The organism is Clostridium sp. C8-1-8 (assembly GCF_009928445.1).
Classification (GTDB): domain Bacteria; phylum Bacillota; class Clostridia; order Clostridiales; family Clostridiaceae; genus Clostridium_AR.
The window spans coordinates 41,931-66,416 of the sequence record NZ_JAABNO010000022.1 but is presented as its reverse complement, the minus strand read 5'-3'; the positions used below and the strand labels follow the sequence as shown (position 1 = coordinate 66,416).

Annotated in this window: 14 protein-coding genes; 13 read left to right on the top strand and 1 reads right to left on the bottom strand. The window is 32.0% G+C overall.

Annotated features, from left to right (window positions below; all coding sequences use genetic code 11):
- Positions 1 to 316: 316 nt before the first annotated feature.
- From xylA to GXK57_RS19070, 13 genes are all read left to right on the top strand, one after another.
- A complete protein-coding gene (gene xylA / locus GXK57_RS19130) occupies positions 317 to 1,639 on the top strand; it encodes a xylose isomerase (RefSeq protein WP_160679412.1) in 1,323 nt (440 codons plus the stop codon).
- A 486-nt stretch (positions 1,640 to 2,125) separates the two neighbouring features.
- Positions 2,126 to 3,319 (top strand): ROK family protein, encoded by a 1,194-nt coding sequence (locus GXK57_RS19125; protein WP_160679410.1) that lies wholly within the window; start codon positions 2,126 to 2,128, stop codon positions 3,317 to 3,319.
- Between the two features lie 11 nt (positions 3,320 to 3,330).
- Positions 3,331 to 4,032: a DUF624 domain-containing protein gene (locus GXK57_RS19120; protein WP_160679408.1), complete on the top strand. Its 702-nt coding sequence runs from the start codon at positions 3,331 to 3,333 to the stop codon at positions 4,030 to 4,032.
- Complete coding sequence (locus tag GXK57_RS19115; protein WP_160679406.1) at positions 4,019 to 5,818, top strand: histidine kinase; 1,800 nt, start codon at positions 4,019 to 4,021, stop codon at positions 5,816 to 5,818. Before GXK57_RS19120 ends, GXK57_RS19115 begins: the two co-directional genes overlap by 14 nt.
- A gap of 36 nt (positions 5,819 to 5,854) precedes the next feature.
- A complete protein-coding gene (locus GXK57_RS19110; RefSeq protein WP_160679404.1) occupies positions 5,855 to 7,498 on the top strand; it encodes a response regulator in 1,644 nt (547 codons plus the stop codon).
- Between the two features lie 628 nt (positions 7,499 to 8,126).
- The gene (locus GXK57_RS19105) at positions 8,127 to 9,077 is read left to right on the top strand and encodes an ABC transporter permease subunit (protein WP_160679402.1); all 951 of its coding nucleotides are present in this window, start codon (positions 8,127 to 8,129) and stop codon (positions 9,075 to 9,077) included.
- 123 nt (positions 9,078 to 9,200) lie between these two features.
- On the top strand, positions 9,201 to 10,103 hold the full coding sequence (locus GXK57_RS19100) for a carbohydrate ABC transporter permease (RefSeq protein ID WP_160679400.1): 903 nt from the start codon (positions 9,201 to 9,203) through the stop codon (positions 10,101 to 10,103).
- Between the two features lie 124 nt (positions 10,104 to 10,227).
- Positions 10,228 to 11,952, top strand: coding sequence for an extracellular solute-binding protein (locus GXK57_RS19095; RefSeq protein WP_160679398.1), 1,725 nt, complete (start codon positions 10,228 to 10,230; stop codon positions 11,950 to 11,952).
- A 463-nt stretch (positions 11,953 to 12,415) separates the two neighbouring features.
- Entirely contained in the window at positions 12,416 to 14,470 is a 2,055-nt protein-coding gene (locus GXK57_RS19090; RefSeq protein ID WP_160679396.1) for a glycoside hydrolase family 3 C-terminal domain-containing protein, read from the top strand.
- A gap of 281 nt (positions 14,471 to 14,751) precedes the next feature.
- On the top strand, positions 14,752 to 16,785 hold the full coding sequence (locus GXK57_RS19085; RefSeq protein ID WP_160679394.1) for a beta-galactosidase: 2,034 nt from the start codon (positions 14,752 to 14,754) through the stop codon (positions 16,783 to 16,785).
- 169 nt (positions 16,786 to 16,954) lie between these two features.
- Positions 16,955 to 17,605 carry an SGNH/GDSL hydrolase family protein gene (locus tag GXK57_RS19080; RefSeq protein ID WP_160679392.1) on the top strand — a complete coding sequence of 217 codons (651 nt, stop codon included), beginning with the start codon at positions 16,955 to 16,957 and terminating at the stop codon, positions 17,603 to 17,605.
- A 253-nt stretch (positions 17,606 to 17,858) separates the two neighbouring features.
- The gene (locus GXK57_RS19075; RefSeq protein WP_160679390.1) at positions 17,859 to 20,726 is read left to right on the top strand and encodes a glycoside hydrolase family 3 protein; all 2,868 of its coding nucleotides are present in this window, start codon (positions 17,859 to 17,861) and stop codon (positions 20,724 to 20,726) included.
- Between the two features lie 121 nt (positions 20,727 to 20,847).
- The gene (locus GXK57_RS19070; RefSeq protein WP_160679450.1) at positions 20,848 to 23,130 is read left to right on the top strand and encodes a glycoside hydrolase family 95 protein; all 2,283 of its coding nucleotides are present in this window, start codon (positions 20,848 to 20,850) and stop codon (positions 23,128 to 23,130) included.
- A gap of 889 nt (positions 23,131 to 24,019) precedes the next feature.
- Here GXK57_RS19070 and GXK57_RS19065 read toward each other — a convergent pair.
- Entirely contained in the window at positions 24,020 to 24,469 is a 450-nt protein-coding gene (locus tag GXK57_RS19065) for a threonine/serine exporter family protein (protein ID WP_160679388.1), read from the bottom strand.
- Positions 24,470 to 24,486: the final 17 nt, after the last annotated feature.

Below are 24,486 nucleotides of genomic sequence, written 5' to 3'. Positions count from 1 at the left end.
TCATATAAAAAAACAAAATTAAACTTGAAAATTTGTTAAAAACAACCAAAAAACGCTGAAATTATTGCAAATTCCTTTAATAGGATTACTAAACTAAGTTTATAATGTTAATTTAAAAAGTGTAAAATTTACAGATTACATATATTATTATTACTTCATTCTTCAGAGAAAAACTTTATTAACAACTTTATAAAAGACCTTGAAAAAGTTTTTTTCTGGTGATATACTTTAGTCAAAGACGGACAAGACATTATAAATATTAGCAAAAAAATTATATGATTCGTTTTTAATATAAAGGGAATGAGAGGTTAAAGCAATGAGAGAATATTTTTCAAAGGTTTCAAAAGTAGCTTATGAAGGACCAACTTCAAAGAATCCATATTCATTTAAATACTATAATCCAGATGAGGTTGTAGGTACAAAGAAAATGAAAGAGCATTTAAGATTTGCATTGTCTTATTGGCACACACTAACTGCCAACGGAACTGATCCTTTTGGTGTTGGAACAATGCTTAGACCTTGGGATGATGTAAACGATTCTATGGAGCTTGCAAAAGCTAGGATGGAAGCAGCTTTTGAACTTATGGATAAGCTTAATATTGAGTATTTTTGTTTTCATGATAGAGATATAGCGCCAGAGGGAAAAACATTGGCAGAAACAAATGAGAATTTAGATAAAATCGTTGCTTATTGCAAGGAGTTAATGGCTAAGTATAATAAAAAATTATTATGGGGTACAGCCAACTGTTTCTCAAATCCAAGATACGTTCATGGTGCAGGAACTTCATGCAATGCAGAGGTTTTTGCCTATACAGCAGCTCAAATCAAGAAGGCTATAGAAGTAACTAAAGAACTAGGTGGAGAAAACTACGTGTTCTGGGGTGGAAGAGAAGGTTATGAAACTTTACTAAACACTAATATGGAATTAGAACTAGACAACTTTGCAAGACTGCTTCAAATGGCTGTAGACTATGCAAAAGAGATAGGCTTTACTGGACAATTCTTAATAGAGCCTAAACCTAAGGAACCAACAAAACATCAATATGATTTTGACACAGCGACAGTATTAGCTTTCTTAAGAAAATATAATCTAGAGAGTTATTTTAAAATAAACATAGAAGCAAATCATGCTACTTTGGCAGGGCATACTTTTCAGCATGAATTGCATGTAGCTAGAATTAATAATGTATTGGGAAGTGTTGATGCAAACCAAGGAGATCCAAACTTGGGATGGGATACAGATCAGTTCCCAACCAATGTTTATGATACTACTCTTGCAATGTATGAAATACTTAAAAACAACGGTATTGCCCCTGGAGGTTTGAACTTTGATGCAAAAGTAAGAAGAGCATCCTTTGAACCTGAGGATTTATTCTTATCTTATATTGCTGGTATGGATACCTTCGCAAAGGGTTTAAGAGTAGCTCATAAGTTGTTGGAAGATGGAGTGTTAGAAAATAATATTAAAGAAAGATACTCAAGCTTTGATAAAGGAATAGGAAAACAAATCGTTGAAGGACAAGTAGGCTTTAAGGATCTAGAAAAATATGCCTTAGAAAATAGTATAATAACTAACAACTCTGGTAGGCAAGAAATGTTAGAATCAATAGTAAATCAATATATATTTGAAGATAAGTAAAGAGTTCCTATATCGAAACTTAATTTAGACTTGTTCGAAAATCTCGGCTTCTGGAGATTTTCGGGCATGTATAAATTAGTAGTTGAGTTAGGAACTCTATAATAGGTATCCTTTATGAAAACTTAGTAGTTGAATTTGGATACCTAAAATAGTTCCTATATGGAAACTTAACTATATCTTTTTCTAAAATCTCAGCTTGTTGAGATTTTTAGGCATACATAAATTAGTAGTTGAGTTAGAAACTCTAAAGATGTATCACTTTAACTAATATAACTGTTTTCAAATTGGGTATAGGAATTGATAGGCAAATTTGAAAACATGTAGGATTACGAAGTGGTATGATTTATAAAATAACATACTTTATTTGACATTTTTTGATTATATTATTGTAGAGCTATAAAATAATGGAAACAGTTGAAATGAAAACGTTATATTTGGTATAATTGAGGAAACACTTACACTAATATACAAAGGAATGATATAGCAATGATTAAAGTTAATAATGTAGACAAGGATACAATCAGAAGTTCCAATATAAAACTCATAATAAATTTACTATTCAACAAAAGGGAACTCACTAAGCAAGAAATTGCAAAAGAAACTGGACTTAGTATACCTACAGTTATAAATATAACTAATGAACTTATAGAAGAAGGTCTATTAGAAGAAAGTGGTGTTGGCCTATCTAGTGGTGGCAGAAAGCCTATTATCATAACCTTTAATCCAAATTCTAAATATTCCTTTGGTGTGGAGATAAATTCAAAATATATTAGAATCATTTTAACAAATCTTGATGCCAATATACTAGAAGATGAAGTTATAAGGTTTAATGATGCTTTTAAGTTGAATGAAAACAATATAACCAATATATTTGATGAGATATGCAAGATAATAAAAGTTATAAGTCTAAAGAGAAGTATAAATGAAAGTAATATACTTGGAGTTGGTTTTTCTCTTCCTGGGACAGTGAATGAAGAGAAGTTATTCTTGGAACTAGCTCCTAATTTGTATGTGAAAAATTTGGATTTTCATTATATAGAAGAAAAACTAAATATGAAGGTTTACGTTGAGAATGAAGCAAATTCTGCGGCCTTAGCTGAGTTAAGGCTTGGAATAGCAAAGGACATGCGTAATTTGGTATACATATCTATTAGAGAAGGTGTAGGTACAGGTATTGTAGTTAGCGGCTATCTTTACAAAGGTAAGAATAAGAGAGCTGGAGAGTTTGGACATATGACAGTAGAAAAGGATGGAAAGTGTTGTACCTGTGGCAAAAAAGGTTGTTGGGAAGTATACACCTCATCTGAAGTCATCTTAGAGGAATACAATAAAATAAGTGAAAATAAAGTAAAGAGTTTTGAAGACTTTTTCGAACTAATTGATACTGTGGATGAAAAAGCTATGAAAGTATGGAATCAATACCTTGATTACTTAGCTACTGGTATACATAACATAATATTAATATTGGATCCACATTACATTGTCTTAGGAGGAGATATAAGTGAGTATGATAAATATCTTATAGATCCTTTAAAAAATAGAATTTTTCAAAATAACAACTTTTTCTGTGAAGAAGATTTGAAGATAATCACATCAAGATTTAAAGAAAATTCATCAATAATTGGAGCATCAATCTTACCAATTGAAAAATTATTTTTTATTAATGAAAGAATATTGTAATGGAGGTTATTATGAAAAAGAAAGAATTTGGGGAAGGCCCTTTATTTACTGTAACAAATCATATCTGGTACTTTCTAGTTGGCAATTTCTATTTTTGGCTTATGAACATACCAATGCTTTTGGTCTTATTAGGTGTAATTAATATAGAAAGTGGTGATAAAACCATTCTACTAATAATCACTGTGCTTCCGATGGCACCAGCCTTAACAGCTCTTCTTAGTTCCATGGGTAAGCTTATACGAGAGAAGGATATAAGTATAACTAAGGACTATTTTAAAGCCTATAGAACAAACTTTTTCGATTCAATTATTTTCGGACTAATTGAGGTTATTATTGTTACAGTTTTATATGTAGATAGAATATACTTAGCTACCATTTCTTCAAGTGGTGCATTACAAATGTTTATGCTAGTTATAATATGTATATTTTTAGCCGTAATGAATTTTTATGTTTTACCAATCGTCTCCAGGTTCTATTTAAAAAGAATGCAGATCATAAGATTGGCTATATACTACTTATTTAAAAGAATTCATATAGCTTTATCAGGAATGGCAATTTTATATGTCTTATGGACAATCTCCATAAGAGGTGGATCAGTTTTACTTTTATTCTTTGCAAGTATTTTATGCTATGGAATTATGTACTTCCAAAAAGATACTTTAATAGAGATCGAAGCTAGATTGGAGACAAGTTCTACAAATGCAGAAGCCTAAAATAAATAAAATATTAAAAAGTGCAATTAGTTATTTTAATAATTTAAGTGTGAGATTTAAATTTGCTTTAGTTTATTTTTTAATTTTGCTTATGCAGATAGTATTCTTTGGAGTATATATGTATGGACAGACTACTAACTCTACAGTTAAGCAGGGGCAGCTGGTAATGGAGCAAAATCTACTCCAAACTAAGGAAAGTATATTACAGAAAAGAAGTTCTGTAGAGACTGCTGCTGAAATATTAGCCTTAGATAACAAAATTCAAAACTTCTTGGATTATAGCTATTCTAGTCCAGTAGATCAGATTATGGAATATCAATTTAGTATTTCTCCAATTGTAGAAAATATATTAAAGCAAAACAGGTATATAAACTCTATAAAAATTTATATGTCCCATAATGTTGTCACTGAAATGTCAGATAGCTACTACAGTGTCAATAGCTTGAATGAACCTGTGAAGTTTAAGCAGTCCCTAGAAAACAAACCACAGTTGGATGGGTGGAGTTCAACTCATGAAGCTAAAACAAGAGCATTGAAAGACATTTCTGGAGCAGGAGATCAAGTACTAACTTATGCTAAAAAGATAGTATCTAATAGTACCTTTAGAGAAACAGGGTATTTAGAGATAGAAGTTAAAGAAAGCGTTCTTTTTAGTATGCTTCGAGATCCTATTGTTACAAAACTTGGGCAAATTTTTGTGGCTGATAGTAATAGTCGAATTGTATCAGAGAATATTCCACAATTGTTTAATAAAAAAGTTAGTGATAGTACTTTTGTTGGATTTCATCCTACCTCAAAAATAAATAAAGTAGAAGATTTACATCATAAAAAATTCATATTTATATCAATACCAATAAATGAAATAGATTGCAATCTGCTAGGGGTTTTTCCTTCTAACAACTTTAATAATGAAATAAAAGTCTCCTTCAGAAATATAGTTTTTGTTCTTATATTTTCATCACTACTTTTTGGAATAGTAATATTTTTTACAACTACAGTATTACTTACTAGAGTAAAGACCATGGTAAAAGCAATGAAGCAAGTAAGAGATGGCAATCTTAATGTTTCTGTAGATGTAAAATCAACTGATGAATTTGGAGAACTTGGAATAAGTTTTAACCATATGACTAGTAGAATTCATGATTTGGTAGAGACTGTGTACAAAATAGAGTTGATGGAAAAGGACGCTGAATTAAAGGCTTTAGAGGCACAAATAAATCCACATTTTTTATATAACACTCTTGCTACTATATCATGGGCAGCTAGAAAAGTTAAGTCTTCACAAATTGAGACAATATCAAATTCCTTAGCTAGGTTTTATAGATTAGTTTTAAGTAAAGGAAATAGACAAATTACAGTTGAAGAAGAGATTGAGATGGTAAAGGCTTATTTTCTTATACAGAAGATAAGGTTCGAGGATAAATTTGATGTGGTTTACAAAGTGGAAGAAGATTTATTGTGTAGAAAAATGATAAAGAACATTATTCAACCAATAGTAGAGAATGCTCTAAGTCACGGTATTGAGGCTAAGAGTGGACATGGAACAATTGTAATAAAGGTTGAAGCGTTAGAAGAGAAAATTTGTATAAAGATAATCGATGATGGAGTTGGTATGAGTAAGGATACACTATCAAAGGTATTAAAAGGAAATCCAGAAAGTGAAAAAGGCAGTGGGTATGCTATAAAAAATATAATACAAAGATTGGAGACCTATTCTGGAAATAAAGAGGCGTTTACTATTTACAGTAGGGAAGGAATAGGAACAGAAGTTAGACTGTTGTTATAACTTTAATGTATTGCAATCACTCATGGGGGGAATTGTATGTTGAGAATGTTAATAGTGGAAGATGAGAGACTTGAAAGAGAAGGATTACTTGATTTCTTAGACTGGAGCAGTTTCGGTATAGACGTGGTAGAGACTGCTTGTGATGGAATTGAAGGTATTGAGTCGGCAAAAAAAATTAGACCAGATATAATAATTACTGATATTAAAATGTCTGGAATAGAAGGTCTTGAAATGTCTAGGAGAATAAAAGAATTCTTGCCAAATGTAAAAATTATAATTTTGTCCGGTTATAATGACTTTAGGTTTGCTAAAGAAGCTATTAACTTTAGAGCTTATTCCTATTTACTTAAGCCTGTAGATGAAGCTGAGATGATTGAAGCAATTAGAGGTGCTACAAGTGAATGTTTAAAGGAATATGAGAAGTCTGCTGAAGAAAGTAAGAATAAGCTACAAATTGAAGAAAGTTATACTGTTGCAAGGGGAAAGTTTATTACGGATCTTCTTGAGGATAGCTCTGATAAGGATAAGTTATATGAGTATCTTAAGTATTTTCATATTAATTTAATAAATGACGACAATATTATAATTATGATTATAAAGCAGTATGAAGAAGAAGCAAGTGCTTTAATATACATGGATGAATTACTAAATATAGTAAAAGAGAGTGTTGATGACTTTAAGGATTCAAAATATTTTAATTTTGATAAAACCTTTTTGCTTAAAGACCATATAAAAAAGCAGTTAGTTATTGGCGTAGCACTAAATGATGAAGATGATTTTGATACACTATTATATTTCATATCCAATAAGTATCTACAAAGAATAAAAAGGGACTACGCTATAAGTTTACAGATAGGAATAGGATCAAAGGTTGAAGGAATAGAGAATATCTCAAAATCTTACAAGTCAGCCTGTGAAGCTATTAAGTTTGGTGAGTTTTGGTCTATACCAGGACTAACCTATTATGAAGGAGTAGAAAATCATGTAAAGCAGTTTGAGCGGAAATTATGTGATTTTGTAATCAAGGGAAACTATTTTTCTAAGAATTTAGTAAGTGCCTTAAGTGCTTCTGAAGAGGAAAAAGTTAAAGGGCTTTTGAAAGATATGTTTGAATATCTAAATCAATATAAGTGCAATGATAGGGATCTTTTGAATAATTATCTATACAACATCATTAATGAGGTTTCTCTTTTTGTATACAATATTAATAAGCGAACAGAGGAGTTTATGGAAGACTATAATGATAGCTTACGTTCTTTTATGAATTTAAAGAATATGAAGGCTATAGAAGAGTATTTTCATGGCTTTTTTGAAAGTGTGCTAGCTTTTTTAAATGAGAGAAGAGGCAGTAAGGATGAGTTAATTGTTAAAAAGGTTATTAAGCTTATTGATAAAAGGTATATGGAATGCATAAGTTTGAAAACTATAGCTGCAGAGGTATATTTATCACCTAACTATTTAGGCAATATATTTAAAAAGTTTACTGGAAAAACCTTTAACGTATATCTTTGTGAATTTAGAATGGAGAAGGCTAAATTACTTTTAAGTAAATCTAATAAGAAGGTTTCTAATGTAGCTCAAGAAGTTGGTATCCCAAATACTTCATATTTCTGTATGGTATTTAAAAATACATTCGGTATAGCTCCTGGTGAATTTCACGAAATGGTTTTAAGAGGATAATTGAATAGTATAAATATAATTTTATACAAAGTAGTATTAAGATAATTTATTATTTTAATACTACTTTTTTCATAGAAATTTATATTAAATCAAGTATTGCTAAGATGTATCAAAAGGTAGCAATTTAACGCTGGGACATTATTTATGTAATTGTAAAATATTACTTGTAATTTAAATAAAATTAGTGAAATATCCTTATTGCACATAAATTGGTGTTAAAGATAGTTGCTTTTTAATAATTAATACACATACAAATTTAAATGTTTACATGGAAGAAAATTGATTTTTATATTAAGTATTTTGTTATAAATAACTAAAAAATAAGTTGTAACTTATAATATTGTATAATAAAAAACATATAAAAAAACTTTTTAAAGTGTGTTGATTATCAAAAGTAGTGTTGTTTTTTTATATTTACAGTATATGTAATGGGGATTAATATATAAATATAGACACTAAACAAAAAAAACTAATTCATGTAAATGTAATCCTTTTCTAGCGAGATTTCAATAAGTTATCATCCCTAGATACAAAAATTAACTATTAGTAAGACGGTATATGAAATAACAAAATTAAGAGTTAGTGGAAGTAAAAAGACTAAATAAATTACTAATGTGAGGGGATAAAAATGATTACGGTTAACAAAGCTAAAAAAACAACTACTAAAAAAAATCTTTCATTTAAAAATAAGTATAAACTGTTCTTAATGGCATTGCCATTCTTGGTTTTAACTTTTTTGTTTTCTTATTTACCGCTGCATGGATGGCTATACTCATTCTATGACTATAGACCAGGAATACCTTTAGCAAAGTCAGAGTTTGTAGGTCTTAGATGGTTCAAATCTATTTTCGCGAATCCAGTACAGACAAAAGAAGTTCTAAGAGTTATGAAAAATACAATTGCAATTAGTTCTATTAATATATTAACATCAGTATTTCCAGTAATATTTGCAATTTTACTTTCTGAGATCAAAAGAGAAAGATTTAAAAAAGGTGTACAAGTTCTGACTACAATTCCTAACTTCATAAGCTGGGTTATGGTTTACTCAGTAGCCTTCACTTTGTTCTCAGTTGACAATGGACTTATAAACCACGTTCTTATGAATCTTCATATAATAAAGACTCCAATTAACTTTTTAGCATCAGATAATCACACTTGGCTGAGCATGACGCTTTGGAGTATTTGGAAAGGTCTAGGCTGGGGCGCAATAATGTATCTAGCTGCTATCACAGGTATAGATCAAGAATTATATGATGCAGCAAAGGTAGATGGTTGTGGTAGATTTAAATTGATATGGAACATAACTGTACCAGGAATAATGCCAACATACTTCGTATTGTTACTATTATCTATAGCAAACTTTATAAATAACGGTATGGATCAATACTTTGTATTCCAAAACGCCATAAACAAAGAACATATAGAAGTTTTAGATCTTTATGTATATAACATAGGTATGACAGGCGCGAACTTCTCATTCTCAACTGCTATCAGTATGTTAAAGTCTTTAATAAGTGTATTCTTACTTTTTGTAGCAAACGGTATGTCTAAGTTATTTAGAGGTGAATCAATCATTTAATATTAGATGTACTTATAACAAAGCAAGATCTTACAGCATTTTAAGTGATAAAAGTCAATTTAATATTATTACTTTCAGTTAAGATTACATTGAAAGATAGGATAAGGAGAGTGTGGTATAACTATGAAAAAGAAAAAAGGTAATGTATCTGATACGATATTTAACATAGCAATTTATTCATTCTTTATATTGTTTACTATATTGTGTTTGTTTCCATTTTACTACTTATTTATCAATACTATTAGTGATAATAGCTTAAGTTCTAAAGGCTTGATAAATTTTATACCCAAAGGTATTCATTTTACTAACTATTTAGATGTGTTGAAGTTAAAAGGCTTAGGTCAAGCTGCCTTTATAAGTTTAGCAAGAACAGTAATAGGTACCAGTTTAACTGTAGTAGCTTCTGGATTTTTAGGTTTTATATTTACTAAAAAAGAAATGTGGGGAAGAAAGTTTTGGTATAGATTTGTAGTAATAACCATGTACTTTAATGCAGGTATAATGCCATGGTATATTACAATGATGAATTTAAAATTAACCAATAACTTTTTAGCATATATACTTCCAAGTATAATATCTCCATTCAATATAATACTAGTAAAAACATTTGTTGAAAGTATTCCAGAATCTCTTCAAGAGGCTGCTGAAATAGACGGTGCAGGAGTTCTTACTATCTTTGCAAAGATAATAATGCCTCTTATAAAACCGATACTGGCAACAATAACAATCTTCTCTGCAGTAGGTCAGTGGAATTCCTTTACAGACACATTGTTCTTAGTAACAGATCAAAAGTTATTTACCTTACAATTTGTTCTGTATAAATATATAAATGAGGCCAATTCTCTTGCTGCATTAATTAAGAATAGCCAAAGTGGTATCGCTGTTGGAAACTTAGCAAATATGCAGACTGCAACATCTATAAGAATGACAGTATCAATGATAGTAGTTCTTCCAATCTTATTTGTATATCCTTACTTCCAAAGATATTTTGTTAAGGGTGTTATGATAGGAGCTGTAAAGGGTTAAAAGGCTTTTAATTATCCGATAATTACTAGAATAGTTTATAATAGTTATTGTATCAGTTTTTATGAATGAATTTAGTAATTAGTTGGATATTAAAATATATATATAAAAACAAGGGGGATTAGTAATGAAAAGAGGTTTAAGCAAAACTATTGGGAAAGCAGTAGCTTTAGCTACAGCGATCACAACTATGTCTTTTGGTATGGTTGGATGTTCAAGTGATACTAAAAAGGATGCAAGTAAGAGTGACCTAGAAAAAATTGATGTATTTTCTATGTCAGCCAACTTTGCTGGTGAACAAAGTGGATGGTTTGGTAAAGTTGTAAAAGATAAATTTGGTCTAGATATGAATATTATTTCTTCTAACCTTCAAGGTGGGGACAGTAAGTTCGCTACAATGATGGCTTCAGGTAACTTAGGAGACATAGTAGTGTTTGGTGCTGATGATCAAAAATACAGAGATGCAATAAAAGCTGGTTTATTATTAGACTGGACTAAAGACGGTTTGTTAGATAAGTATGGAACACATATAAAAGAATACCAAAAAGCAATTGAAAAGAATAAGACAAATTTCGGTGATGGAAAAGCTGTATATGGACTTGGAGCCTCAGTTTCTACAATGCCAGCTACAACTTCTGCTGACGGAACCGAATTGGCTTATGGACCTCATTTACGTTGGGACTTGTATGAAAAGATAGGTAAGCCAGCAATAAACACAATGGAAGATTACCTACCAGTACTTAAAAAGATGCAAGAAGCAGCTCCTAAGAGTGATTCAGGAAAGCCAACCTATGCATTCTCAATGTGGGGTGATTGGGATGGAAATATGATGATGATAGGAAAGCAGTTTGCTTGTATGCACGGATATGATGAACTAGGATTTTTATTAGTTCATGGTCAGGAAGAAAAGTATCAAGACATATTAGATCCAAATAGCTACTACTTAAGATCTTTAAAGCTTTATTACAATGCAAATAAGATGGGCTTAGTAGATCCTGACTCAATTTCTCAAAAGTATGATGATGCTGGAAACAAAATGAAGGATGGTCAAGTATTGTTCTCATGGTTCCCATTCTACAGCACTCAATATAATACTCCAGAAAGAGTAAATAAGGGACAAGGCTTTAAGCTAGTACCATTTGGCGAAGAAAAAGATTATTCAAATGGCTTTGCTAACTATGGTGCTAGCCAAGTAATAGCTATAGGTTCTAAAGCTAAGAATCCAGAAAAAATAATGAAGTTTATTGATTGGTTATACTCACCAGAAGGTATTATGACTAGCACAAATGGCCCTAAAGGCTTAACTTGGGATATAAAGGATGGAAAGCCTGTATTAACTGACTTTGGTAAAAAAGCTGTTCCTTCTACAAGTTCAGATGTTATTCCTGATCAGTATGGTGGTGGAGCATATAAAGATGGTTTAAACGCTCTTAACTTCGTAACAGTAAATGCAAACTCTATAAATCCTGAAACTAAGGAACCTTACAACTGGCAATTATGGTCTTCTACAATTAATGATAATGTATCGACACTTGATAAAAATTGGAGAGCAGCTATGAATGCCAACAATGACAAAGATTACTTCATTAAAAACAATAAGATTGTTGTAAATCCAGTAACTAATGTTAGTAGTGATGCTATGGATACAGCTACTCAACAAAAATTAGGTCAGATTGCTACAGTTATAAAGCAAGATTCTTGGAAGATGATATTTGCTAAGAGTGATGCAGAATACGAAGCACTTCAAAAAGATATGATCGACAAGTCTAAGGGCTTAGGTTATGATGATGTTGTTAAGTTTGACATAAAACAAGCAGAAAGAATATTTGCTGCAAGAAAAACTTTAAAGTAGTTTTTATAGAAGAGAGTCTGATCATGCATCAGGCTCTTTTTTTACTGTATATACCAATATAAACTTTTCTACTTACTAAACCTAGTCAATTAGCTAAATAAGATAGCTTAAGTTAAATTTTCATTTGGTTAGAAACTAAGTTGTTTTTTAAGATAATAGTTGATTTTTATTATATACTTAAATATTATTAATAATTTATAATAGAAATGAGAAAACATTTACATGAATTTTAGAAATTTTAAAAGAATTTAGTGCTATTTTAGTTTGAAAGATGAGTTGTTAAAAATAACTTTTGTAAGTACATTAGCATGAAGTTTTGTGATAACTTGGAGTTAATTAGGAGATGGATAATAGAAAACATATGTGTACTTCTCTTTCAGATATGAATTAAAAAAATCGTAATTAAAGACATTAATGGAGCAGTAAAAAACAATTGTAAAATTGTTCTGTGGGGGATATGAGTATGAAGGAGATAAATCAAGATACAAAGCAGAGAATAAAAGAGATTATTGAAGAGATGAGTTTAGAAGAGAAAGTTTCTATGATCCATGGTAATGGACTCTTCAGAACAGAGGGCGTTGAAAGGCTTGGGATACCGCCGCTAGTTATGTCAGATGGTCCTATGGGAGTTAGAAAAGACTATAAGAATGACAAGTGGGAAGATATAGGTAATACTTATGATTACAGTACTTACTTTCCCTCAAATATGGCTCTAGCTGCTACTTGGAACCCTGACAAAGCTTATGAATTTGGAATGGCTATTGGAGCTGAGTCTAGGGGTAGAGGTAAGGATGTTATCTTAGGACCAGGAATTAATATAATAAGAACTCCTCTTTGCGGAAGAAACTTTGAATATATGAGTGAGGATCCATACTTGATTTCAAAAATGGTAGTACCTTTTATAAAAGGGGTTCAGACTAAAGATACTGCTGTTTGTGTAAAACACTTTGCAGCTAACAATCAGGAGTTTGAAAGATTGAAAATCAATGTGGAGATGGATGATAGGGCTTTGCAGGAAATATACCTTCCAGGATTTAAGGCAGCAGTTGAAGAAGGAAATGCTTATACGATAATGAGTGCCTATAACAAACTAAGAGGTGAATTTTGCTCTGAAAGCGACTACCTTCTTAATGATATATTGAGAAAAGGCTGGGGCTACGACGGTGTTGTGATATCCGATTGGGGAGCAGTTCATGATACTGAAAAGGCAGCTAAATATGGAATTGACATTGAAATGAATGTAACTAGCAATTTTGATGAATATTATTTAGCTAATCCGTTGCTTGAAAAAGTAAGAGATGGAGTAATTGAAGAAAAGTTAATTGACGAAAAAGTTGAAAGAATACTAGCCTTAATGTTTAAGTTAAATATTTTTTCAGAGCAAAGGTATAGAGGCTGTTACAACACTCCTGCACATAGAGAAACAGCTTTAGAGATTGCAAGAGAAGCGGTTGTACTATTAAAAAATGAAGGAAACTTGCTTCCTCTTAAAGATTCTAGTATTAAAACTCTAGCAGTAATAGGAGAAAATGCTGATGTAAAGCACTCTACTGGTGGCGATAGTGCTCAAATAAAAGCTTTATATGAATACACACCACTTACAGGCTTAAACATGAGACTAGGTGGTAACACAAAGGTTAAGTATGCAAAGGGTTACTCTAATGATGAAAGTTTAAGCGCTGAACTTATTAAAGAAGCTGTTGAACTTGCAAAAAACTGTGATGAGACCGTTGTTGTAATTGGGTTAGATCATAATTATGATCTTGAAGGAAGAGATAGAGAAGATATGAAACTTCCTTACGGCCAAGATGAACTAGTAAAAGAAATCTTAAAGGTTAATCCAAATGCAATTATAGTAAATATAAGTGGATCTCCAGTGGAATTTGAGCCTTGGATTGAGGATGCAAAAGTTTTAGTTCACTCCTTCTATGCAGGGATGGAAGGTGGATATGCTATTGCAGAAGCTATCTTTGGAGACATCAATCCTTCAGGAAAATTACCTGTAACTTTTCCAAAGAAACTTAGTGATTCGCCTGCTCATTGCATAGGGGAATTCCCAGGTGAAGAATCTGTTCAGTATAAGGAAAGCATATTTGTAGGGTATAGATACTTTGACTCAAAAGATGTTGAACCTAGATTCTGCTTCGGTCATGGCTTATCCTATACAAATTTTAAATATAGCAATCTTAAGGTAAATGTTATAAAGAGCAAGCAAATAGAAGTTAAAGTAAGCTTTAATGTAACTAATTCTGGAACTTTAGCTGGTTCTGAAATAGCTCAAGTTTATGTTTCTGACTTAGTTTCATCTCTTGTAAGACCGGAAAAGGAACTAAAAGGCTTTGATAAAATATTCTTGGAAGTAGGTCAAAGTAAAAATGTACAAATAACTTTAGATAAAAGTTCACTAGCTTTCTATAATGATAGAGAAGGTAGATGGGCATATGAAGAAGGAGATTTTAAAGTTCTTGTAGGAAGTTCATCAAGAGATATAAGATTAAAAGAAACCTTCAATATCTAGTCTTATTATATATAAATAATATGATTTGCTATAGAGGCATACTCAAAGACAAGTGTTATGTCTTTGAGTATGCTTTTTACTGTATAGACAATAATATTCGTCTATGTTAATAGCACTTTCTCATATAAGGAAAATATATAAAGATTTCTTGAGCAACCTAGCAATATGTAGGACTCACAACTGATAGTAAGGTTTAAAAGTAAAAATCATATAAATTAATAACCAATTGAATAAGTTTGCAGCAAAATAATAAAAAAAGATTAGACATAAGGAGTAGTATTATGATAAACAAAAAGTTACCTCAAATTTTTTATGGTGGAGATTATAATCCAGATCAATGGCCAGAAGAAGTTTTAGATGAAGATATAGAGTATTTCAAAAAAGCAGGAATAAATGTTGTAACCTTGCCTGTATTTAGCTGGGCTAAGCTTCAGCCTTCAGAGGAGGTTTATGACTTTCAATGGCTAGATAAAATAATGGATAAGCTTGCTGAAAATAATATTTATGTTTGCTTAGCTACATCAACAGCTGCGCAACCAGCCTGGATGTCTAAGAAGTATCCAGAAATTCTTCCAGTAGATTTTGATGGTAGGAAAAGAAAGCATGGTGGAAGAGTAAATTTTTGTCCTAATAGCAAGGTATATAGAAAAATGTCCACAAGTCTTACTAGAAAGTTAGCAGAAAGATATAAGGATCATCCGTCGCTTTTGCTATGGCATATAGGTAATGAATACGGTAATTACTGTTATTGTGAACACTGCGAAGAAGAATTTAGAATATGGCTTAAAAAGAGATATAAGACCATTGAAAATTTGAACAAGGCATGGAATATGAGTTTTTGGGGACATACAGTTTATGATTTCGATGAGATAGTGGTACCTTCTGGAATTAGTGAAATGTGGAGAGATAGTGGTAGAGAAAGAACTAACTTCCAAGGTATATCCTTAGACTATAACAGATTTATGTCTGAATCAGTTTTTAACTGTTATTATGAAGAATACAAGATTATAAAAGAAATAACACCTGATTTATATGTTACAACTAACTTGATGGGTACTTTTAAGCCTTTGGATTATTTCAAATGGGCTGAAAAAATGGACGTAGTTTCTTGGGACAACTATCCTCAGCTAATAGATCCGATGTATGTAACTGCGTTAAGACATGATTTGATGAGAGGATTAAAAGACGGCAAACCTTTTATGCTAATGGAGCAGACGCCAAGTCAACAAAACTGGCAGCCATACAATGGACTAAAACGTCCAGGAATGATGAGACTTCAAAGCTATCAAGCAGTTGCTCATGGAGCTGATACAGTGATGTTCTTCCAGCTGAGAAGATCTATTGGTGCTTGTGAGAAGTATCATGGAGCTGTAATTGAGCATGCAGGACATGACAATACAAGAGTTTTTAGAGAATGTGCCAAGTTAGGCGAAGAGCTTAATGTATTAAAGGATAAGATACTAGATTCAAGAATAAATGCAAAAGTTGCTATTGTTTTTGACTGGGAGAACTGGTGGGCAGTTGAACTTTCAAGCGGACCATCTATAGAGCTAAACTATCTAAAGCAGATTGAGAAGTATTATAAGGCATTTTATGATATGAACGTAGCAGTAGACTTTGTAAATTCAGAGTGGGATTTATCAAAATATGATGTTGTAGTTGCACCTTTACTTTATATGGTTAAAGAAGGAGTGGCAAACAATATAGAAAGCTTTGTTAAGAATGGTGGTACATTTATAACAACCTTCTTTAGCGGAATTGTCAATGAAAATGATTTAGTAACTTTAGGTGGATACCCAGGACAACTGAGAAAGACCTTAGGAATATGGGTAGAAGAAATTGATGCTTTATTCCCTAATATGAAGAACAGCTTTAAGATAACTGAAAACAGCATCAAATTAAGAGATGAATATAGTTGTGGTATGTTATGCGATATTCTTCATCTAGAAGGCGCTAAAGCTTTAGCTGTTTATGGAAGTGATTTTTACAAAGATTCACCAGCTCTTACCTTGAATCAGCTAGAAAAAGGAAAAGCTTATTATATAGCTTCTGACCCAGATGAAGTATTTATAAGAGATTTTATAGGACGTATTTGTGAAGAAAATAATATTTCTTCAGGCTTTGAAAAACAAGAAGGAGTGGAGATAACTGAAAGGGTAAAAGAAGACAGTGCCTTCGTATTCATTTTAAACCACAATGAAAGTCAAGTTGAGGTAGATCTAAGGGATAAAGAGTATATAGAACTTTTAACTGGTGAAAAGAAGACTGGAAAAATAACTATAAATGCAAAAGATCTTGTTATATTAGAAAAGTAAGAGAGACTATTTATAAGGATTGAATTAGTATGTCTGTTAAGCAGATTATATATCATTTTTCCATTTTCTAAAGTGAACAAAGAATAATTTTGATGCTAATGGTGTTTTGTCTGATGATTAGATTTAATTTGAAAATATCATATCTTTAATAAAGAAAAGGAAGTGCAATATGAATATTAGAAAGAAAAGTAAAATTCTTTTTCAAGGTGATTCTATTACAGATGGCAATAGAACTCGAGATAATGATCCTAATCATTTTTTAGGTCATGGTTATGCGTATATAGTATCTGCAAAATTGGGCGTAGACGAGCCAGAAAAAGAGTATGAATTTTTAAACAGAGGTATAAGCGGTAACAGAATAGTTGATTTGTATGGAAGATGGCAGGAGGATACTCTAAACATAAAGCCAGATATATTGAGTATATTAGTTGGAGTAAATGATATAGCATGGGAAGTTAATGTTGGAGCAGGAATTCCAGCCAATAAGTATGGCAAAGTCTATAAGCTTTTAATAGAAGAAACAAGAGAAGTGAACCCTGAATGTATCATCGTAATCATGGAGCCTTTCATACTACCTGTAGGTGGAGTTAAAGAAAAATATGATTATTGGAATGATGAAATAAGTAAGAGACAAGTCATTGCAAGAGCCATTGCAGAAGAAAATAACTGTATATTTGTTCCTTTGCAACAGCAATTTAATGACGCATGCAAGAAGGTAGCTCCGGAGCACTGGATTTGGGATGGGGTTCATCCAACTGCAGCTGGGCATGAGCTTATTGCAAGACAATGGATGAAGGTTGTAGATGAAGCGTTGAAATAAGATTATTCTTAATATTTTAGTATAATATGCTTTAGTAAAAATATACCTTTGCATTAACTGTTTAATTTTAATTATATTTTATTCTTTGAGGATATATCTCAGATAACCATGTGGATAAACGTATGTGATAAATTTGAAATCTTAATATAGGTTTTAAAAATTAAAAAAATGCCTACCGAGTGAATGTTTATAGAAATTATATAATTCAGGTATGCAAAAAATGCTTTAGATAATTTTATTAAGGAGAATTGAAATGAAACAAGCTATGTTTGATGCAAATAAATATAAATATCCTTATTTAAATCCTACTTTACCACTTGAAGATAGAATAAAAGATTTGATTAGCAGGATGACTTTAGAAGAAAAGATATCAATGATTCCAACTAGCCAAGGAGCGGTGGAGAGATTAGGTATAAAAAAATATGGTGTTGGTGGTGAGGCTGCTCATGGAGTGGTATCAGCTCTTGGCCCAGCAACAGTATTTCCACAGCCCCAAGGGCTTTCATGTACCTGGGACAGTGAACTTATGAAGGACATAGGAAGTGTTATTGGAGATGAGGCTAGAGTATATTACAAAAAAAGTAATGAAGAAGGTGGACTTACCCTATGGGCTCCAACTATAGATATGGAGAGGGATCCACGATGGGGCAGGACAGAAGAAGCTTATGGAGAAGACCCGTGTCTTACTGGTAAACTTTCAGCAGAGCTTGTAAAAGGCATGCAAGGGGAAGATAAGTTTTATTTGAAGCTAGTGCCAGCTCCAAAGCATTTCTATGGAAACAATAATGAAGAAGGAAGAATATATTGTTCTAGTAGCATTGATCCAAGAAACAAGCATGAATATTATCTAAAAGCCTTTGAAAAAGCCTTTACTGAAGGAAAAGCTTACTCCATGATGACGGCTTATAACGAGATAAATGGAAGACCTTGTATAGTTAATCCAGAGGTGAAACAAATAGTGAAGAAAAAATGGGGCTGTGATGGTTTTATTGTTTGTGATGGCGGGGATATGAGTCAGACAGTTGAGTTCCATAAATATTATGATACTCATGCTGAAACCATAGCCAATGCAATCAAAAACGGAGTAGATGTTATGACTGACGATAGAGATTTAGTTATAAAATCTACAAAAGAAGCTGTTGATAGAGGGTTACTACATGAACTAGATATTGATCAAGCACTAACTAACATATTTAAGGTAAGATTCAGATTAGGTCAGTTTGATCCAGCTGAACTTAATCCATACAGCAATATCTCAGAACAAGTATTGAACTGTGAAAAGCATAAAGCTTTAGCAAAAAAAGCTGCCAAGGAAGCAATAGTATTGCTCAAGAATGAAAAAAATGCACTTCCATTAAATAAAAATAAGCTGAAAAATGTAGCAGTTATTGGACCTTTAGCAGATGTGGTGTATAGAGACTGGTATACAGGAAGGCATGAGTATAAAGTGACTCCTCTTCAAGGAATAAAGAATATACTAGAAGGCTGTGAGGTTAGTTATTGTAGTGGTAATGATATTATTAAGATTTCAGACGCTAATTGTGAGAGGTATCTTAAGGTTTCTAATGAAAAGAAGGTTAGGCTTGACAAGGTATCATCTGCCAAAGCAGATGAATTTGAGTTATCTGATTGGGGATGGGAAAGCTGCACACTTAAGGCTCTAAAAGAGGATAGGTATGTAACCACTGATGATAAGGAAATATCCGCAACTGCTGAAGAAGTTTTTGGATGGTTCGTTAAGGAAATAATTAAGGTGAAAAAGATTAATGAGGATAATATAAAAATAAGAACTTGGAATGATAAACCTATTTGTCTGGATTCACAAGCTTACTTAAAGGTCCTTGAAGATAATACCTCCAATCCAAGTTTTAGCGAGGATACTGTGAGTTGCCAGGACCTTAGCTATAGATTTGAAAAGGTTAAGGATGGAATAGAAGCTGCAGTAGAAGTAGCAAAAAATAGTGATGTAGCCATTGTTTTTGTAGGAAATAATCCTGTTATAAATGGAAAAGAGGAGATAGATAGAACTGATATAAATCTTCCAGCTTCACAAGAGCAATTAGTAAGAGAGGTATATAAGGCCAATCCTAATACTATAGTAGTTGTTGTTGGAAGCTATCCTTTCTCCATAAACTATATTGATGAGAATATTCCAGCTAGTTTATACACAGCTCATGGCTGCCAAGAACTTGGCAATGCAATTGCAGAGGTGCTTTTTGGACAGTATAGTCCTGCGGGAAAATTGAGTATGACTTGGTATAGATCCCTTGAAGGAATTCCTCAGATAAATGACTATGACATTATAAAAGGTAAAAGAACTTATATGTACTATGATGGTAAACCTCTTTATCCTTTCGGTCATGGACTTACTTATACACAATTTAAATATAGTGATTTGAAGGTATCCTCAGAGAAACTAGCTGAAGATGAAGAGCTTACATTAACCTTAAAAGTTAAAAACACTGGTATATTTGACAGTGATGAAGTAGTGCAAGTTTATATAAGAGCTGATAATCCAAGCGTAAAAAGACCATATAAGGAACTTAAAGCTTTTAAAAGAGTAAATATTAAAGCTGGGCAGCAGAAAGAAATAGAATTTAATCTAAAAATTAATGATTTAGCCTTCTGGGATGTAAGGTCAGAGAGTTATTTTGTGGAAAGTGGCAGTTACACAGTTATGGTAGGAAGCTCATCAGAGGATATAAGGTTAGAAAAGTCTATTGAAATCATTGGGAAAACTCTTTTGGCAAGGCAATGTAGAACAGAAATCCTAGCCGTAAATTACGACGATTATAATGAAGTGTTTATTGATGAGTGGAAAGAATGCAAGGACTGCGTTGTAGCAAAAAGTGACAATAGTTACTTGAGATTTAATGATTTTGAACTTTCTGTAAGTAATAAAGTTTGTGAGCTAGTTATATCAAATAATAAAGCTGGGACAGTAGAGCTACTTTTAGATTCAATAGATGGTAGTTCTATAGGAAAATGTAAGGTAGAAGAAAATAAAGAGCTTGATTGTTTGAAGATAATAAGAATTGATATGAAACCACATACAGGTGTACATGATTTATTTATCAAATTAAGCAATGAGATGAGAATAAGATCTTTCATAATAAAATAAATGTATGCTGCAATTGAAGATTTGGATTCAAACAGTTTGTAGCCGTATAAAGTTTTTTATAGAGAGCTGAAATTGTAACATATATATTTAGATTTAAGCATAAATAGGAGGCAGTAAAGTGATGAAGCTATGGTATGATAAAGCAGCAAGTTTAGAAAATTGGAATGAGGCTCTTCCTGTAGGAAATGGGAGTTTAGGAGCCATGATTTTTGGAGGTATTGAGAAAGAAAGATTTCAGCTAAATGAAGAGACTGTATGGGATGGTGGCCCAAGAGATAGAAACAATAAAGATTCCTTGGAATACTTACCTAAGATAAGAAAGTTGCTTTTTGAAGGAAATATTAAAGAAGCTGAAAAGCTTACAGCTATAGCTATGGCTGGAACACCTGAAGATCAAAGACATTATGAGGCCTTAGGTGATATATTTATAGATTTTGAGCATGAGAAGCAAGAAATATGTAATTATGAAAGATTTTTAGATATAAGCAATGCTGTGGCAGGAGTAAAATACAGTAGTGGAGATGTAGCATTCAGCAGAGAAGTCTTCATAAGTGCAGTAGATAAAGTGATGGTTATAAGGTTAGATGCTGATAAAAGTAAAAAACTAAGCTTTATGTTAACCTTAAATAGAGAACGTTATTTTGATTATATTTATGCTGACATAAAGGATTCGGTTATTTTAAAAGGGAAAAGTGGCAGTGACAAAGGTATAAGCTTTTGCTCCATGGTTAAGGTAGTGGCTGATGGAGGAAATTCATATAGTATAGGTAATAAACTGGTGGTGGAAAAGGCAGATAAGGTTACTATATATATGGCGGCTAGAACTGACTATTATGGAGATGAACCAGAAGCGTGGTGCAAAAATACTATAAGAGAAGCTATAAATAAATCTTATGAACAGATAAAACACGATCATATTGCTGATTATAGGAGACTTTTTGATAGAGTAAAGCTTACCTTAAAGGACTTTAATAGTGAGGATAAAAGCTCGCTTTTACCAACTGATGTAAGATTAAAAAAAGTTCAAGAAGGAGAGAGTGATTTAGATTTAATAAGTTTATATTTCCAATATGGAAGGTACTTACTTATATCCTGTAGCAGACCAGGAACCTTACCTGCAAACCTTCAAGGTATATGGAATAAAGATATGATGTCACCTTGGGGCTGTAAATTTACTATAAACATTAACACTGAAATGAATTATTGGCCAGCGGAAACCTGTAATTTATCAGAGCTTCATATGCCATTATTTGATCATATTGAAAGAATGAGAGAACCAGGAAGAATATCAGCTAAAAAGATGTATAACTGTAGAGGCTTTATGTGTCATCATAATACTGATATTTGGGGAGATACAGCTCCACAGGATCTTTGGATGCCTGCAACTCAATGGCCTATGGGAGCTGCGTGGCTATGCTTACATCTTTGGGAGCACTATGAATTCAATAAGGATTATAATTTTCTTTCAAAAACCTATGACACAATGAGAGAAGCAGCATTATTCTTTGTTGATTTCTTAATAGAAAATAATAAAGGGCAACTGGTTACATGTCCTTCTGTATCTCCAGAAAATACCTACAGTCTTCCTAATGGACAAACAGGATGTATATGTATAGGGCCTTCAATGGATAGTCAGATAATACATGCTTTATTTTCTAATTGTATAGAAGCATCTAAGTTATTAGACACTGATTTGGAGTTTAGAGGCAAATTAGAAGAACTCATTGAGAGATTACCAAAGCCAACTATAGGAAAATACGGCCAGATTCAAGAGTGGGCAGAGGATTATGATGAGGTAGAGCCAGGACATAGACATATATCTCAGCTTTTTGCGCTACATCCTTCCAATCAGATAACCTTAAAAGATACGCCTGAACTAGCTAGAGCAGCCAAGAAAACTATTGAAAGAAGGCTTTCTTATGGTGGAGGACATACAGGCTGGAGCAGAGCATGGATTATAAATATGTGGGCTAGACTAGAAGAAGGTGATTTGGCTTACAAAAATATAGAGGCACTTTTAAGCAAATCCACCTTGCCTAATCTTTTAGACAATCATCCACCTTTCCAAATAGACGGTAACTTTGGAGGTAGCGCAGGAATTGCTGAAATGCTGCTACAAAGTCATACTGGATGCATTAAGTTTTTACCGGCTCTTCCTAAAGCATGGAGTCAAGGAGAGGTTTCTGGTTTATGTGCTAGAGGTGGTTTCGAAGTTGACTTTACATGGGAAGAGGGCAAATTAGTTAAAGCTAGTATTCTTTCTAAGGCAGGAGAAAGTTGTATAATATGTTCTGAAGGTAATATTATGGCCTACTGCAATGGTGAAGCTGCTGGAAGCTATGATGAAGATAACTCATTACTTACCTTCGAAACCAAAATCGGCGAAAGATATGAAGTATATTAAGAGTAATTCTACAAAAAAAGCCTTATTAGATTTAAACTAAAATTATTACTATTTTACTGATAGTTTTGTACTTAATTGTATAGTTATAATAAGGCACAAGTTCAGTGGTAAGTTATATTCTATGTGATTATTTTATAATCAGAAAATAAAATTTAAAAAAATTAAAAAAAATTCGAATTTCATGTATTAAATCTTTTGATAAGGTTATATTAATATCGTAAGGAACATGGTGATAAGGCAATGCTTATGAAAGATAGTTTATACTAAGTTTATAAGTGATCTAAGTGAACTCAGCCTGGAACTGTTTTTTACTTAGAGTGTAGATTTTATATGGTTAGGAAAAGCTTTATTATAGTCATTGTTTGATTATAATGAGGTTCCAACTTATCATATAAGGTCGAGATAAGATTTTATATGGTGTTGTAATGGTTATATATAGCCGAAAGGTTATATATAGTTGTGTAAATATTATATAAGGTCGAGTGAACCATTAATATTGGTAGTGATGTGCTTTTTTATAGTCGAAAGATTATATTTAGGTGATAAATTATCTGTATTGGTGTTAACCACATCACCATGTTTCTTACTTCTTTATTATTGAAAATTTAACTGTTGTACAGGTTAATATGATAAATGGAATCAGTGTTTATGCTGATTCCATTTATCATATTATTCTTCATTATGTATCAAGTTTTTTTCTGAAAACACTGAATAAGTATTATGACTTAAATCTATATTTATTTTCAAGACTCCTTTGAATTCTAATAGGAAAATTTAAAGCTATAATTTGAGTGCCTATATAGCTTTATGGCAAAACATAAATAATCTTACTATTTATTAAGAAAGCAATTAAATAACTCTCTTTTATTTTAAAGGATGGCTCTTTAAGCTATCTAACAACTCTAGTATAGTTTTTATATATCTTTGATATAAAGCCAAAAAATGCTGATGATAGCATAATTCCAAAACCAATAGCACCTGCAATACCTAACATTAGAATACCAGTACTTTGGGCAGAACTAAAATCTTTTTGAACAAGGTAAGTTACTGTACTGTAAGCTGTTATACCTGGAACTAATGGAAATATACCAGGTACATAAAACATCGATGCAGGGGTCTTTTTTATTCTAGCCATAAGTTCGCTATAGGCATTTACTGCCAAGGCACCAAAAAAAGAAGCTATTACTTCACTGGTTGTCTTACTTAGAACTAAGCTATATACTATCCATCCTAGAGCTCCGCCAATACCTGCAAAAATAATTTTCCTTCTATCAATATTAAATAATATTACAGGAAAAATACTGCCTACAAAAGCTAGTGTAATCATCTTAATTGACATATCAATATCCTCCAAAC

Bases quoted from the DNA above. Each gene is read 5' to 3' on its own strand.
- xylA (WP_160679412.1), top strand. From the start codon at position 317: ATGAGAGAATATTTTTCAAAGGTTTCAAAAGTAGCTTATGAAGGACCA.
- GXK57_RS19125 (WP_160679410.1), top strand. From the start codon at position 2,126: ATGATTAAAGTTAATAATGTAGACAAGGATACAATCAGAAGTTCCAAT.
- GXK57_RS19120 (WP_160679408.1), top strand. From the start codon at position 3,331: ATGAAAAAGAAAGAATTTGGGGAAGGCCCTTTATTTACTGTAACAAAT.
- GXK57_RS19115 (WP_160679406.1), top strand. From the start codon at position 4,019: ATGCAGAAGCCTAAAATAAATAAAATATTAAAAAGTGCAATTAGTTAT.
- GXK57_RS19110 (WP_160679404.1), top strand. From the start codon at position 5,855: ATGTTGAGAATGTTAATAGTGGAAGATGAGAGACTTGAAAGAGAAGGA.
- GXK57_RS19105 (WP_160679402.1), top strand. From the start codon at position 8,127: ATGATTACGGTTAACAAAGCTAAAAAAACAACTACTAAAAAAAATCTT.
- GXK57_RS19100 (WP_160679400.1), top strand. From the start codon at position 9,201: ATGAAAAAGAAAAAAGGTAATGTATCTGATACGATATTTAACATAGCA.
- GXK57_RS19095 (WP_160679398.1), top strand. From the start codon at position 10,228: ATGAAAAGAGGTTTAAGCAAAACTATTGGGAAAGCAGTAGCTTTAGCT.
- GXK57_RS19090 (WP_160679396.1), top strand. From the start codon at position 12,416: ATGAAGGAGATAAATCAAGATACAAAGCAGAGAATAAAAGAGATTATT.
- GXK57_RS19085 (WP_160679394.1), top strand. From the start codon at position 14,752: ATGATAAACAAAAAGTTACCTCAAATTTTTTATGGTGGAGATTATAAT.
- GXK57_RS19080 (WP_160679392.1), top strand. From the start codon at position 16,955: ATGAATATTAGAAAGAAAAGTAAAATTCTTTTTCAAGGTGATTCTATT.
- GXK57_RS19075 (WP_160679390.1), top strand. From the start codon at position 17,859: ATGAAACAAGCTATGTTTGATGCAAATAAATATAAATATCCTTATTTA.
- GXK57_RS19070 (WP_160679450.1), top strand. From the start codon at position 20,848: ATGAAGCTATGGTATGATAAAGCAGCAAGTTTAGAAAATTGGAATGAG.
- GXK57_RS19065 (WP_160679388.1), bottom strand. From the start codon at position 24,469: ATGTCAATTAAGATGATTACACTAGCTTTTGTAGGCAGTATTTTTCCT.